10 protein-coding genes and 7 pseudogenes are annotated in these 13,555 nt (G+C 70.8%); 11 read left to right on the top strand and 6 right to left on the bottom strand.

The genetic code is table 11. The annotated features are described in order from the left end of the window. Positions 1–89: 89 nt before the first annotated feature. The 5 genes and pseudogenes from purB to guaA form a co-directional block, all read right to left on the bottom strand. Positions 90–1,381: pseudogene (purB, locus tag O0235_RS00970) on the bottom strand (adenylosuccinate lyase). Positions 1,382–1,422: 41 nt separating this feature from the next. Beyond that, the gene (locus O0235_RS00960; RefSeq protein ID WP_270056741.1) at positions 1,423–1,731 is read right to left on the bottom strand and encodes a phosphoribosylglycinamide synthetase C domain-containing protein; all 309 of its coding nucleotides are present in this window, start codon (positions 1,729–1,731) and stop codon (positions 1,423–1,425) included. Positions 1,732–1,870: 139 nt separating this feature from the next. Further along, positions 1,871–2,365, bottom strand: a pseudogene (locus O0235_RS15215) (phosphoribosylamine--glycine ligase); the annotation flags it as partial. After that, the gene (locus O0235_RS15210) at positions 2,263–2,697 is read right to left on the bottom strand and encodes a phosphoribosylamine--glycine ligase N-terminal domain-containing protein (protein ID WP_373324341.1); all 435 of its coding nucleotides are present in this window, start codon (positions 2,695–2,697) and stop codon (positions 2,263–2,265) included. The gene O0235_RS15210 and the pseudogene O0235_RS15215, both read right to left, overlap by 103 nt. A 4-nt stretch (positions 2,698–2,701) precedes the next feature. Further along, the gene (guaA, locus tag O0235_RS00950) at positions 2,702–4,291 is read right to left on the bottom strand and encodes a glutamine-hydrolyzing GMP synthase (protein ID WP_270056739.1); all 1,590 of its coding nucleotides are present in this window, start codon (positions 4,289–4,291) and stop codon (positions 2,702–2,704) included. Between the two features lie 71 nt (positions 4,292–4,362). Here guaA and O0235_RS00945 point away from each other — a divergent pair, with 71 nt between their 5' ends. From O0235_RS00945 to hflX, 10 genes and pseudogenes are all read left to right on the top strand, one after another. Continuing rightward, entirely contained in the window at positions 4,363–5,007 is a 645-nt protein-coding gene (locus O0235_RS00945) for an L-threonylcarbamoyladenylate synthase (RefSeq protein WP_270056738.1), read from the top strand. Then, on the top strand, positions 5,004–5,471 hold the full coding sequence (rpiB, locus tag O0235_RS00940; RefSeq protein WP_270056737.1) for a ribose 5-phosphate isomerase B: 468 nt from the start codon (positions 5,004–5,006) through the stop codon (positions 5,469–5,471). Before O0235_RS00945 ends, rpiB begins: the two co-directional genes overlap by 4 nt. Before the next feature lie 8 nt (positions 5,472–5,479). Further along, positions 5,480–6,654: pseudogene (locus O0235_RS15205) on the top strand (phosphoglycerate kinase). A 548-nt stretch (positions 6,655–7,202) separates the two neighbouring features. Next, a pseudogene (gene tpiA, locus O0235_RS00920) lies at positions 7,203–7,945 on the top strand (triose-phosphate isomerase). Next, a pseudogene (miaA, locus tag O0235_RS00915) lies at positions 7,945–8,882 on the top strand (tRNA (adenosine(37)-N6)-dimethylallyltransferase MiaA). Before tpiA ends, miaA begins: the two co-directional pseudogenes overlap by 1 nt. 25 nt (positions 8,883–8,907) lie before the next feature. Beyond that, positions 8,908–9,531, top strand: a complete 624-nt coding sequence (gene dapF / locus O0235_RS00910; protein ID WP_270056731.1) for a diaminopimelate epimerase — start codon at positions 8,908–8,910, stop codon at positions 9,529–9,531. Beyond that, positions 9,510–9,749 (top strand): diaminopimelate epimerase, encoded by a 240-nt coding sequence (locus O0235_RS00905; protein ID WP_270056730.1) that lies wholly within the window; start codon positions 9,510–9,512, stop codon positions 9,747–9,749. The genes dapF and O0235_RS00905 overlap by 22 nt, the downstream gene beginning before the upstream one ends. 93 nt (positions 9,750–9,842) lie before the next feature. Further along, positions 9,843–11,008: pseudogene (locus O0235_RS00900) on the top strand (LL-diaminopimelate aminotransferase). Between the two features lie 49 nt (positions 11,009–11,057). Continuing rightward, positions 11,058–11,351 (top strand): annotated as a pseudogene (locus O0235_RS15200) (HflX-like GTP-binding protein); the annotation flags it as partial. Positions 11,352–11,509: 158 nt separating this feature from the next. Further along, entirely contained in the window at positions 11,510–12,013 is a 504-nt protein-coding gene (hflX, locus tag O0235_RS00890; RefSeq protein WP_373324340.1) for a GTPase HflX, read from the top strand. A 28-nt stretch (positions 12,014–12,041) separates the two neighbouring features. Here hflX and O0235_RS00885 read toward each other — a convergent pair whose 3' ends face one another. Further along, positions 12,042–12,263, bottom strand: coding sequence for a hypothetical protein (locus O0235_RS00885; protein WP_270056728.1), 222 nt, complete (start codon positions 12,261–12,263; stop codon positions 12,042–12,044). A gap of 17 nt (positions 12,264–12,280) precedes the next feature. Here O0235_RS00885 and O0235_RS00880 point away from each other — a divergent pair, with 17 nt between their 5' ends. After that, positions 12,281–13,555 carry a CaiB/BaiF CoA transferase family protein gene (locus tag O0235_RS00880; RefSeq protein ID WP_270056727.1) on the top strand — a complete coding sequence of 425 codons (1,275 nt, stop codon included), beginning with the start codon at positions 12,281–12,283 and terminating at the stop codon, positions 13,553–13,555.

Here is a 13,555-nt window from a genome sequence, read left to right as displayed (position 1 = left end):
CCCGCGGCCGCGACGTGATCAGGTCCCACGCCGTGCCGATGACCCGGCGCGCCGGCAGCAGGCCCGCGTTCCCCGGCGCCCCTGCTGCATCACAGGCCGAGGCGCTCGAACGTCGCGCCGATGTTCTTCAGGTAGTAGCCGTAGTCGAACAGCCCCCGCAGCTCCGCTTCCGGCAGCCGCGAGGTCACCTCCGGGTCCGCCAGCAGCAGCTCGAGGAACGGCACCCGCTCGTTCCACGCCCGCATCGCGTTCCGCTGCACGATCGCGTACGCCTCCTGCCGGCTCAGCCCCGTCTCGATGAGCGCCAGCAGCACCCGCTGCGAAAACACCAGCCCGTAGGAGCGTTCGAGATTCTCCCGCATGTGCTCCGGGTAGACCCGCAGGCGCTCCATGATCCCGGTGAACAGGTTCAGCATGTAGTCCAGCACCAGCGTCGCGTCCGGGAACACGATCCGCTCCGTCGACGAGTGGCTGATGTCCCGCTCATGCCACAGGGCCACGTTCTCCATCGCCGTCACGGCGTATCCCCGCAGCACCCGCGCCAGCCCCGTGATCCGCTCGCACAGCTCCGGGTTCCGCTTGTGCGGCATCGCGCTCGAACCCGTCTGTCCCTCGTCGAACGGCTCCTCCGCCTCGCGCACCTCCGTCTTCTGCAGCGCCCGGATCTCCGTCGCGAACTTCTCCAGCGAGGCGCCGATGAGCGCCAGCGTCGTGACGAACTGCGCGTGCCGGTCCCGCTGGATGACCTGCGTCGAGGCCGCCTCGATGCCCAGCCCGAGCTTCTCGCACACCAGCTCCTCCACCCGCGGCGGCACCGAGGCGTGCGTGCCGACCGTCCCCGAGATTGCTCCGACCGCCACGGCATCCCGCGCCGCCACCATCCGCGCGCGGTTCCGGCGCATCTCGTCGACCCACACGGCCAGCTTCAGCCCGAAGGTCGTCGGCTCGGCGTGCACCCCGTGCGTCCGGCCCACGCAGAGCGTATCCCGGTGCGCCCGCGCCTGCCGCTCGAGCACCGCCAGCAGCCCGTCGATATCCGCGATCAGGATGTCGCTCGCATCCCGGAGCTGGAGCGCCGTCGCCGTGTCCCAGACGTCCGAGCTCGTCAGCCCGAAGTGGACGTACCGCCCCTCTTCGCCGAGCGAATCCGCGACCGAGCGGAGGAACGCCGTCACGTCGTGATGCGTGATGGCGAGGTACTCGTTGATCTTCGCGAGGTCGAAGCGCGCATCCCGCCGGATTTTCTCCGCCGCCTCGCGGGGATGACGCCCAGCTCAGCCCACGCCTCGCACGCCGCGACCTCCACATCGAGCCAGCGGCGGTACTTCGCTTCGTCGGTCCAGATGGCGGCCATCTCCGGCCGCGAGTAGCGCGGGATCACCCCGCAATGGTAGCCCGCCGGCCCCGCTCGGAGAAGCCGCGTCAGCCGCCCGCCGCCGCCTCCAGCGCGATGTCCGTCCGGTAGTGCATGTCCTTGAAGTGAATCCGCCGGACGTTGTCGTACACCTTCTCCCGCGCCTCGCGGACCGTCGCGCCCCGCGCGGCAACCGTCAGCGCCCGGCCGCCGCTCGTTACCACCCGCCCGTCGACCAGCTTCGTGCCGCCGTGGAAGACGAACACGTCGGGGTCGACGCGGTCGAGCCCTTCGACCGGGTGGCCGGTCTCGTACTTGCCCGGGTAGCCGCCCGGCACCAGCACCACGCACACCGCCGGCTCCGCTGCCCACCGCACCTCCACCTCCCCCAGCCGCCCCTCCGCCGCCGCGCTCTACGGCGTACAGGTCCGATTCCAGCCGCAGCATGTGCACCTGCGTTTCCGGGTCGCCCGACCGCGCGTTGTACTCGATCACGTTGACGTCGCCGTCCCGCACCATCAGCCCCGGAAAGAGCGTCCCCACGAACGGGTGCCCCTCCGCCGCCATCCCGCGCAGCACCGGGTCGATGACCCGCTCGCGGATGACCGCCGCGAGCCGCTCGTCCACCCCTTTCGTCGGCGCATACGCCCCCATCCCGCCGGTGTTCAGCCCCTGCGCTCCGTCCAGCGCGCGCTTGTAGTCGGTCGCAAACGGCCACAGCACGGCCGTCGTCCCGTCGCAGAACGCATGCGCGCTCGTTTCGAACCCGCTCAGCTCTTCCTCGACCACCACCGTGCTCCCGGCGTCCCCGAACGCCCGCTCGATGAGCATCGACCGCAGGATGCTGATCGCCTCGTCCCGGTTGGCCGCCCCCACGGCGCCCTTCCCGGCCGCGAGCCCCGAGGCCTTCACCCACAGCCGCTGCTCCGGCAGCGATTCGACCCACGCCGCCGCCTCCTCGAACGAGCTGAACGAGCGCCCCCGCGCGGTCGGGATGCCGTGCCGCTCCATGAACGCCTTCGCCCACGCTTTGCTCGCCTCGATGCGCGCCGCCGCCGCCGAGGGGCCGTAGCAGAGCACCCCTCCGCCTGCAGCCGGTCCACGAGCCCCAGCGGCTGCGGGTCGTCCATCGTCGCGAGGTAGAAGTCGACCCGGTGCTCCTTCGCTGCCCGCACCAGCCCGTCGATGTCCGTCGGCCGAATGTCGAGGTTCCGCGCGAGGCTGGCCGTCCCGGCGTTCCCCGGCGCGACGAAGATTTCGCCGACCTGCGGCGACTGCGAAAGCTTCCACGCGACGGCGTGCTCCCGCCCGCCGCTCCCCACCAGAAGGATTCGCGCGCTCATGCGCTCACTCCCACTCGATCGTCCCCGGCGGCTTCGGTGTGATGTCGTACACCACCCGGTTTACCCCGTGGACCTCGTTCACGATCCGGTTCGATATCCGCGAGAGCAGCTCGTGCGGCAGCCGCGCCCAGTCGGCCGTCATCGCGTCGTCGGCCACCACCGCCCGCACGGCCACCGCGTACCCGTACGTTCGGAAGTCGCCCATCACGCCGACCGTCTTCGTGTCGGTGAGCACGGCGAACGCCTGCCAGATGTCCCGGTACAGCCCCGCCTCGCGGATTTCGTCCAGCACGATCCGGTCCGCCTGCCGGAGGATGGCCAGCTTCTCCGCCGTCACCTCGCCGATGCAGCGGATGGCCAGCCCCGGCCCCGGGAACGGGTGGCGCCACACCATCTCCTCCGGCAGGCCGAGCGCCTCGCCGATGCGCCGCACCTCGTCCTTGAACAGGTACCGCAGCGGCTCCACCAGCTCCAGCTTCATGTCCGGCGGCAGCCCGCCGACGTTGTGGTGCGTCTTGATCGTGCTCGCGCCCTTCCCGTGCGAGCCGCTCTCGATGACGTCCGGGTAGAGCGTCCCCTGGCAAAGGAACCGCGCGTCCTCGATCTTCCGCGCCTCCCGTTCGAACACCCGCACGAACGTGTTCCCGATGCGGACGCGCTTCGTCTCCGGGTTCGTCACTTCCGCCAGCTGCGCGAGGAACTCCTCCGCCGCTTCCACGTGCACGAGGTTGATCGCGAGGTTCTTCCGGAAGGTGGTCACCACCTCCTCCGGTTCGCCCGCCCGGAGCAGCCCGTTGTCCACGAAGATGCAGGTGAGCTGGTCGCCCACCGCGCGGTGCACCAGCACCGCCGCGACCGCGCTGTCCACCCCGCCCGAGAGCCCGCAGATGACGCGCCCGCTCCCGACCTGCGCGCGGATGGCCGCCACGGTCTCTTCGATGAAGTTCCCCGGCGTCCACGTCCCTTCGCAGCCGCAGACGCCCTGCACGAAGTTCCGCAGGATGTCCCTGCCCCGCGGGGTGTGCACCACCTCCGGGTGGAACTGCAGGCCGTAGTAGCCCCGGGCCGGGTCGGCCATCACAGCGTGCGGCGAGTTCGCCGTGCTCGCGTACCCCGTAAAGCCCGGCGGCAGCACCTCGATCCGGTCGCCGTGGCTCATCCAGACTTCGAAGTCGGCCGGCAGCCCCTCCAGCAGCGGCGCCGCGTGGTCGCGGTGCGCGACCGCCGGGCCGTACTCCCGCTCCCGCCCCGGTGCGACTTTCCCGCCCAGCTGGTGGGCCATCACCTGCATCCCGTAGCAGATGCCGAGCACCGGCAGCCCCGATTCCCACACCCAGTCCGGCGCCAGCGGCGCGCCGTCCTCGTAGACGCTGTTCGGCCCGCCCGAGAGGATGATGCCCCGCACGTCCATCCCGGCCAGCCGCTCGCGCGGCGTGTCGTACGGCAGCAGCTCGCAGTAGGTGTTCAGCTCACGCACCCGCCGTGCGATGAGCATCGAGAACTGCGACCCGAAATCGAGCACCACGATGCTCTCGTGCCGCTTCGCGGGGTCCTGCGCGCCTGCCGGGGAAGCTGCCGGGTCCGTGCCTGCCATGGAACGCGTTACACTCTGTCCGAACGCTATCCCAACCCGGGGGTCCGGGCAACGGACCCTGCTGCTTGCCGATGACAGCTCCCTCACCGTCCCTCGTCGACCGCGCCGTCGACCTCCTCCGCGCCGGCGAACTCGTCATCCTGCCGACCGACACCGTCTACGGCATCGCCGCCGACGTCCGCATCGACGAGGCCGTGACCGCCATCTACCGCGCGAAACAGCGCGACCCTTCGCAGCCGCTCCAGCTCCTCTTCGGCCGCGACGCTGCGCTCCTCGAGCAATACGCGGCGCCGACCCCGGCCGCGCTCCGCCTCGTCGACGCCCTCGGCCCCGGCGCGTGGACCATCATCGTTCCCGCCCGCCCCGGCTGGTCGAGCCCCGCCCTCTCCGGCGGCGCCACCGTCGGCTTCCGCATCGTCCCCGTCGATATCGTGCTCGATATCGTCGACGCCCTCGGCGCCCCGCTCGCCGCCACGAGCGCCAACGTCCACGGCGGCCCCAGCCCCGTCACCGCCGAAGAAGCCTCGCGCCAGGTCGGCGCCTTCTGCGCGATGACCATCGACGGCGGACCGACCGCCCAGGGCATCGATTCCACCGTCATCGACCTCTCCGGCGGCGAGCCCGTCATCCTCCGCGAAGGCGCCATCGCCGCTCACGACCTCGCCCGTATACTGGGTCTCGCCACCATCCCGGTCCGCAGGAGCGTCCGCTCGTGAAACTCGCCTTCGGCGCCGACCACGCCGGTTTCGAATTGAAAAACCACCTCGCCGACTTCGCCCGCGGCCTGGGCCACGAGGTGCTCGACCTCGGCACCCACTCCTCCGAATCCGTCGACTACCCGGATTTCGCCGAGGCCGTCGCCCGCGCCGTCCTCGACGGCCGCGCCGACCTCGGCGTCGTCCTCTGCTCGAACGGCGTCGGCATCAGCATCACGGCGAACAAAGTCCCCGGCATCCGCTGCGCCCTCTGCCACACCAGCTGGGGCGCCGCCCGCGCCCGCCAGCACGTCGACGCCAACGTCCTCGCCCTCGGCGCATGGGAGATCGGCCGCGGCGTCGCCGAAGACATCCTCCGCGCCTTCCTTGCGAACGAGTTCGAAGGCGGCCGCCACGAACGGCGCGTCGCCAAGCTGCGCGACGTCGAGCGCCGCGGCATCGCGGCGGAAGCGAGCCGCCCGTGAGCGACAGCATCGGCAAGAAGACCGTCCGCGACATCGACGTCCGGGGCAAGCGCGTCCTCGTCCGCGCCGACCTCAACGTCCCCATCGAAGACGGCGTCATCACCGACGACACCCGCATCCGCGAATCCCTGCCCACCATCGAGTACCTGCTCGGGCAGGATGCCCGCGTTATCGTCTGCTCCCACCTCGGCCGGCCGAAAGGCCCCGACCCGGCCCTCTCCCTCGCCCCGGTCGCCGGCCGGATGGCGAACCTCCTCGGCCGCGAAGTCCTCTTCGCCGAGGATTGCGTCGGCCCCGTCGCCGAAGCCGCCGTCGAAGCGATGGGCCGCCACGTCCTCCTCCTCGAGAACCTCCGCTTCCACCCCGGAGAAGAGAAGAACGACCCCGAATTCGCCCGCCAGCTCGCCAGCCTCGCCGACGTCTTCGTCAACGATGCCTTTGGCGCCGCCCACCGCGCGCACGCCTCCACCGAGGGGTGACGCACTACCTGCCCGCCGTCGCCGGTCTCCTCATGGAGAAGGAGGTCCGGTATCTCGGTGCGCTCGTCGCCAGCCCGCCCCGCCCGTTCGCGGCCGTCGTCGGTGGCGCCAAAGTCAGCTCCAAGCTGCCCGCCATCCAGCACCTCCTGCCGAAGGTCGACCTCCTCCTCGTCGGCGGCGGCATGGCGAACACCTTCCTCAAGGCCCGCGGCGTCGACGTCGGCGCATCCCTCGTCGAAGACGACCTGCTCGATGCCGCAGGCGAACTGATGCGCACCGCCGAGTCGCGCGGCGTCGAACTCCACCTCCCCGTCGACGTCGTCGCCGCGAGCCGGTTTGCCGCCGACGCCGAGACGGCCACGGTCCCGGTCGACAGCGTGCCCCGCGGCTACCTCATCCTCGACATCGGCCCCGAAACGGTCCGCCGCTATGCCGAGGCCTTGCGGCGCGCGAAGGCCGTCGTCTGGAACGGCCCGATGGGTGTCTTCGAAATGGAGCCGTTCGCAGCCGGCTCCTTTGAGCTCGCCCGCGCGATCGCAAACCTCGACGCGGTCACGGTCGTCGGCGGCGGCGAGACCGCCGCGGTCGTCGCCGCGACCGGCCTGCAGGACCGCTTCACTCACGTCTCCACCGGCGGCGGTGCATCCCTCGAAATGCTCGAAGGCAAGACCCTCCCAGGCGTGGCGGCCCTCCTCGATGCCTGAGGCGATGCCCGCCTCCCTGCAGCCCCGGCCGTTCCGCTTCCGCGGCCGGTCGCTGCGGCGGCAGCGCTCTGGCTCATCGCCGCCATCCTCGTCGCAGCCGCCGCAGCGACCGGCCGCGTCGCCGTGCAGGACGGCTCCATCCCTGCCGGCTTCGGCGTGATCGTCATCCTCCTCGGCGTCGCGCTCATCGGGTCCATGGCGCTTCGCACCCCCGGTGCCGTCGTCCTTCCCGGCCCCGCCGGTCTCCTCATCCGCTTTCCCCTTGCCATCGACCGCACGATCCCTGGGCCGATATCGAAGCCGCGGAGGTCGTCCGCCATCCCCTCTGGCAGGGGCTCGGCATCCGCCTCTGGCTGGATGGCACCGTCATCCTCGCGACCCTGCCCGGCCCCGCGCTCCAGCTGACCCTCAGCGCGCCTCACCCCGTCACCGTCCTCCCCGGCATCGCGACCGCCCGGCCCCGCCACCTCCGCCTCACGGTCGAGCGGCCCGCCGAGCTCGCCGCCGTCATCGAGAACTACCTCGCCCCGGACAGGAGGCCCTGACCCGTGCGCCGACCCTTCATCGCCGGCAACTGGAAGATGCACACCACCGAGTCCGAAGCCGTCGCCCTCGCGCGGGCCGTCGCCGAGCGCGCCGCCGTCGCAGCCGCGGATGTCGCCGTCTGCGTGCCGTTCCCCCACCTCGCGCCGGTCCGCGAAGCCCTCGGCGGCACCCGCGTCCGCCTCGGCGCGCAGGACGTCTTCTGGGAGCCCGGGGCGCCTACACCGGCGAAGTCAGCGTCCCGATGCTCGAGGACTACTGCCAGCTCGTGATCATCGGCCACTCCGAACGCCGCCAGTACTTCGGCGAGACCGACGACTGGGTCAACCGGAAGCTCCGCGCCGTCCTCGCCTCCCGCCTCGACCCCATCGTCTGCGTCGGCGAAACCCTCGAGCAGCGGCGCGCCGGCGAGACCGAGGCCGTCCTCGAACGCCAGCTCCGCGGCGCGCTCGCCGGCGTCGAACTCACGCACCGCATCACGATCGCCTACGAACCGGTCTGGGCCATCGGCACCGGCGAAACCGCGACTCCCGGGCAGGCCCAGTCCGCCTGCGCCTTCATCCGCGGCCTCCTCCGCCAGCTCGGCGGCGATGTCGCGGAGGTCATCCGAATCCAGTATGGTGGCAGCGTGAACCCCGCCAACGCCGCAGACCTGCTCGCCCAGCCCGACATCGACGGCGCCCTCGTCGGCGGCGCCTCGCTCGATGCCGCCCAGTTTGCCGCCATCGTCGCGGCCGCGCCTGCCTGATGCTCCGCCGCCTCGTCGCCATCGTCGGGCCCACCGGCACCGGCAAGAGCGCTGCCGCGCTCCAGCTCGCGCAGCGGCTCGGCGGCGAGATCGTGAACGCCGACAGCCGCCAGGTCTACCGCGGGATGGACATCGGCACCGCCAAGCCGACGGCCGCCGACCGCCGCCTCGTCCGCCACCATCTCTACGACATCCGCGACCCCCGCGAAGGGTACTCTCTCGCCGAGTACGTCGCCGATGCCCGCGCTGCCTTCGAAAGCGCCTGGGCCCGCGGCACCTTCCCGTGGCTCGTCGGCGGCACCCCCAGTACGCCTGGGCCGTCCTTGAGAACTGGCAGGTCCCCGCCGTCCCGCCCGACCCCGCCCTTCGTGCCGCCCTCGAAGGCGTCGCCCGCGCTGAAGGCCCGGCCGCTCTCCATGCCCGCCTCGCCGCCGTCGACCCCGCGGCAGCCGCGCGCATCGACCCGCGCAACGTCCGCCGCGTCGTCCGCGCGCTCGAGGTCTTCGAAAAGACCGGCCGCCCCATCTCCGCCTGGCAGGAGAAACGCCCGCCTGACTTCGAGTACCTCCTCTTCGCCATCGACGTGCCCCGCAAGGAGCTCTACGAGCGGGTCGACCGCCGCGTCGAGCAGATGTTTGCCGGCGGCCTGCTCGATGAAGTTCGCGCCCTCCTCGAGGCCGGTGTCCCGCCCGATGCCCCCGCCATGTCGTCCATCGGCTACGAAGAAGCGGCCGGCTACCTCCTGGGGCGCTGCACCCTCGACGATGCCATCGAACGGGCGAAGCGCGCCACGCACCGCCTCATCCGCTCCCGGGAGCAGTGGTTCCGCCGTGATGACCCCCGCATCACCTGGGTCCGCGACGCCGAGGACATCGAGCTGCAGGCCAACATCTTCACCGGCGTCTGCACGAACGTCATCCGCGGCGAACGCCGCTAGCGCCGCGCCCGGGTACACTCTCCCCATGCGCGTCACCAAGATGCACGGCCTCGGCAACGACTACGTCTACCTCGCCCCCGCCCGCGAGGACGAACGCGACTGGCCCGAGCTCTCCCGCCGGGTCAGCGACCGCCACTTCGGCGTCGGGAGCGACGGCCTCATCCTCGCCCTGCCGTCGAACGTCGCCGATGTCCGCATGCGCATGTTCAACGCCGACGGCTCCGAAGCCGAGATGTGCGGCAACGGCATCCGCTGCCTCGTCAAGTTCGCCATCGAAGAGGGCCTCGTCCCCGCCGACCGCGACGAGGTCACCGTCGAAACCCTCGCCGGGATCAAGACGCTCCGCGTCATCCGCGAAAACGGCGTCGTCACTGCGGCCCGCGTCGACATGGGCCCGCCCAGCTTCGACCCCGCTTCGCTCCCCGCTGCCGTCGAAGGCCCCGGGCCGGTCATCGACCTCCCCTCTCCGTCGACGGCGTGGACCTCCGCCTCACGCTCGTCAGCATGGGCAACCCCACGCCATCCATTACGTCGACGCCGACCCGGCCGACTTCCCGCTCGAGCGCATCGGCCCGCTCGTCGAGCATCACCCCTCTTTCCGAAACGCGTCAACTTCCAGGTCGTCCGGTGCTCAACCGCGGCGAAGTGAAGCACCGCGTCTGGGAGCGCGGCTCGGGCATCACCCTCGCCTCCGGCACGAGCGCCTCCGCCGTCGCCGCCGCCTCCCGCCTCCGCGGCTTCACCGGCGGCCGCGTCGTCGACCACATGCCCGGCGGCGACCTCATCCTCGAATGGGACGGGGAGGGCTCCGTCTTCATGACCGGCCCGGCCGTCCGCGTCTTCGACGCCGACTGGTACGAAACATAACGGCGAAGGCCGTAACGGCCGCCCGTGGTAGCATGGGAGCCGCCCGCGGGCCGCGCGCCCCGGCGCCCATCCCCACCGCCAGGACTGCTCCCGATGAAACTCGCCCGCCGCGTCGAGGCGCTCCCGCCCTACCTGTTCGCTGAAATCTCCAAGAAAATCGCCGCAAAGCGCGCCAGGGCGTCGACATCGTCACCTTCGGCATCGGCGACCCCGACCTCCCCACGCCCCGCCACATCCTCGACGCGCTCCACCAGGCCGCCGAAGACCCGGTCAACCACCGCTACCCCGAATCCGAAGGCCTGCCCGAGCTCCGCGAGGCGATCGCGCGGTACTACCAGCGCCGCTTCGAGATCTCCTTCGACCCGCTCAAAGAGACGCTCCCCCTCATCGGCTCCAAGGAAGGCATCGGCCATATCGCTCTCTGCTTCATCGACCCCGGCGACATCGCCCTCGTCCCCGACCCCGCCTATCCCGTCTACGAAATCGGCACCATGTTCGCCGGCGGCGAATCGTACCGCCTCGACCTCCGCCGCGAAAACGGCTGGCTGCCCGACCTCGACGCCATCCCCGATGACGTCGCCCGGAAGGCAAAAGTCCTCTGGCTCAACTACCCCAACAACCCCACCGGCGCTGTCGCGCCCCTCGAATTCTTCGAAAAGGCCGTCGCCTGGGCGAAGAAGTACGACGTCGCCATCCTCCACGACAACCCCTACTGCGACGTCGCCTACGACGGCTACGAGCCGGTCAGCATCTTCCAGGTTCCCGGTGCGAAGGACGTCGCCGTCGAGTTCAACTCCTGGTCCAAGGCCTACAACATGACCGGCTGGCGCATCGGCATGGTCGTCGGCAACGCGCAGATGGTCGATGCCCTCATGCGCGTCAAATCCAACCTCGACAGCGGCATCCCGCAGGCCATCCAGAAGATGGCCATCGCCGCCATCGACGGCCCGCAGGACTGCATCGAAGAGCACAACCGCATCTACCAGCGCCGCCGCGACCGCATCGTCGAAGTCCTCCGCAAGTGCGGGCTCGAGGTCGATGTCCCGAAAGCGTCCCTCTACGTCTGGGCGAAGCTGCCCGACGGCGTCACCAGCGCCGATTACGCCGCCCGCCTGATCGACGAGACCGGCGTCGTCGTCACCCCGGGCCGCGGCTACGGCCTCAACGGCGAAGGCTACATCCGCCTTTCCGTCACCACGCCCGATGACCGGCTCGAGGAAGGCATGCGCCGCCTCGAGGCATGGTCCGCGAAGCAGTAGCCGTTCGCCCATTCGCAGGGCCGCCCCCGGCGCGGTACGCTAGGTTCATATGGCCCGTGCGCTCCATCCCACCGCGCCGACCCGCGACCGCGCCATCCTCGTCGCTGCCGAGGTCCCCGGCGCCCTCCTCCCCGCCGACGAATCGCTGAACGAGCTCGCCGAGCTCGCCCGCACCGCCGGCGCGGAGGTCGTCGCCCGCTTCACCCAGCGGGTCGACCACCCCCACCCGGCCACCTACATCGGCAGCGGCAAAGTGCAGGAAGTTACCGAAGCCGTCCGCCTGCACGGCGCCAACGTCGTCATCTTCGACGACGAACTGTCGCCGTCCCAGCAGCGCAACCTCGAAAAGGCCCTCGGCGTCAAGGTCATCGACCGCACCGCCCTCATCCTCGACATCTTTGCGACCCGCGCCCGCACCCGCGAAGGCCGCCTGCAGGTCGAACTCGCCCAGCACCAGTACCTCCTCCCCGTCTCGCTGGCCAGTGGTCCCACCTCGAACGGATGGAAGGCGCCATCGGCACCCGCGGCCCCGGCGAAACCCAGATCGAGACCGACCGTCGCCTCATCCGCAACCGGATTGCGAAAATCCGCCGCGACCTCGAAGAAGTCCGCACCCAGCGCGAGCTCTACCGCCGCCGGCGCGCCCGCAACAACGTCCCCGTCGTCGCCCTCGTCGGCTACACCAACGCCGGCAAGTCGACCCTCATGCGCGCCCTCAGCGGCGCCGACGTCCTCGCTGAAGACCGGCTCTTCGCCACGCTCGACCCCGTCACCCGCCGCATCAGCCTCCCCTCCGGCGAAGTCGTCCTCCTCACCGATACCGTCGGCTTCATCCAGAAGCTCCCCACGGGCCTCGTCGCCGCCTTCCGCGCCACCCTCGAAGAGCTCGAAGACGCCGACCTCCTCCTCCACGTCGTCGATATCGCCCACCCCAACGCCTACCAGCACGTCCAGACCGTCGAGGCCACCCTCCGCGACCTGGGCGTCCACGAAAGCCCCAGCTGATCGCCCTGAACAAGGTCGACCTCCTCCGTCACGAAGACGGCCGCCCCGTCGCCGATTTCGACGAAGCCCGCGCCATCATCCTCGGCGCCGGCGCGCCGCCCGGAACGTCGCCATCATCTCCGCTGCGAAGCGCTGGGGCCTCGACCTCCTCCGCGAGCGCATCGAAGAAGGCCTCGACGGCGGTTTCGAAGCCCTCCCCGTCGAGCTGCCGGCCGTCCTCTCCGCCGCCGTTTGAACGCCGCCGTTCCACCCGGTAGAACTCCGGCTATGAACCCCGAACGGCCGCCAGTTCCGCTCGCCCATCCCGCCGGGCCGCTCGCCGGCTACCGCGTCCTCGACCTCGCCGATGAAAAAGGCCAGCTCGGCACGCGCCTCCTCGCCGAACTCGGTGCGGACGTCATCAAAATCGAGCCGCCCCGCGACGGCGACCCTGCCCGGCAGCACGCCCCGTTCTTCCGCAACGAAGCCGGCGCCGAGACCAGCCTCTTCTGGTGGACCATGAACGCCGGCAAGCGCTCCATCACCCTCCAGCTGAAGCTCGAAGCCGGCCGACAGCTCTTTCACCGCCTCGTCGCCCTCGCCGATATCGTCGTCGAGACGACGATGCCCGGCGAATCAGCCGCCCTTGGCCTCGATTACCCCTCCATCGAACGCGCCAACCCGTCGGCGATTCTCGTCTCCATCACCGGGTTCGGGCAGGACGGACCCTACGCCGGCTGGCACGCGACCGACATCGTCGGCGCCGCGATGGGCGGGCTCATGTACCTCAACGGCGACCCGGAGCGCGGGCCCGTCCGCACCACGGTTCCCCAGGCCTACACCCAGGTGAACGTCCAGGCGATGGTCGGCGCGCTCATCGCGCTCTACGCCCGGCCGCTCAACGGCGGCCGCGGCCAGCACGTCGACGTCTCGATGCAGGAAGCCGTCGCCAACGCCATGGACAACGCCCAGCAGACATGGGACATCCGCCGGGTCAACGCCTCGGGCCCCGGCCTCTACCGCAACACCGCCGGCATCCGCACCGCCCGCTACCTCTTCGAAACCGCCGATGGCTGGGTTGCCGCCCTGCAGGCCGGCGGCCTCATCGGCCAGCAAGCCAACGCCATCATCGACTGGCTCGCCGAACACGGCGAAGCGCGCGGCCTCGATACCCCGAATGGCGCCAGAAGCTCACCTCCCTCCAGCCGCTCGCCCCGGAAGAGCGCGAGTACGTCGAGGAGACCATGGCCGCCTTCTGCCGCACCCGGAAGAAAGAGGAGCTTGTCGCCGAGGCCCAGCGCCGCGGCGCTGGCTGGGCTCCCGTCTTCTCCCCCGCGAAATCGTCGAAAGCAAGCAGCTCGCCGCGCCGGCTGCTGGACCCGCGTCACCCACGAAGACCTCGGCGAATCGTTCATCTATCCCGGCGCGCCCTTCCGCCTCTCCGTCACCCCGTGGATGCAGCGCGGACGCGCCCCGCACATCGGCGAACATAACGAGGAGGTGTACTGCGGCCTCCTCGGCCTCGAACCCAGGAGCTCCGCCGGCTCCGCCTCAGGATGGTGA

This window comes from Tepidiforma flava, assembly GCF_027594505.1.
GTDB lineage: Bacteria > Chloroflexota > Dehalococcoidia > Tepidiformales > Tepidiformaceae > Tepidiforma > Tepidiforma flava.
Note: the sequence above shows the minus strand (reverse complement) of the source record. Positions and strands in the feature narration are given on the sequence as shown.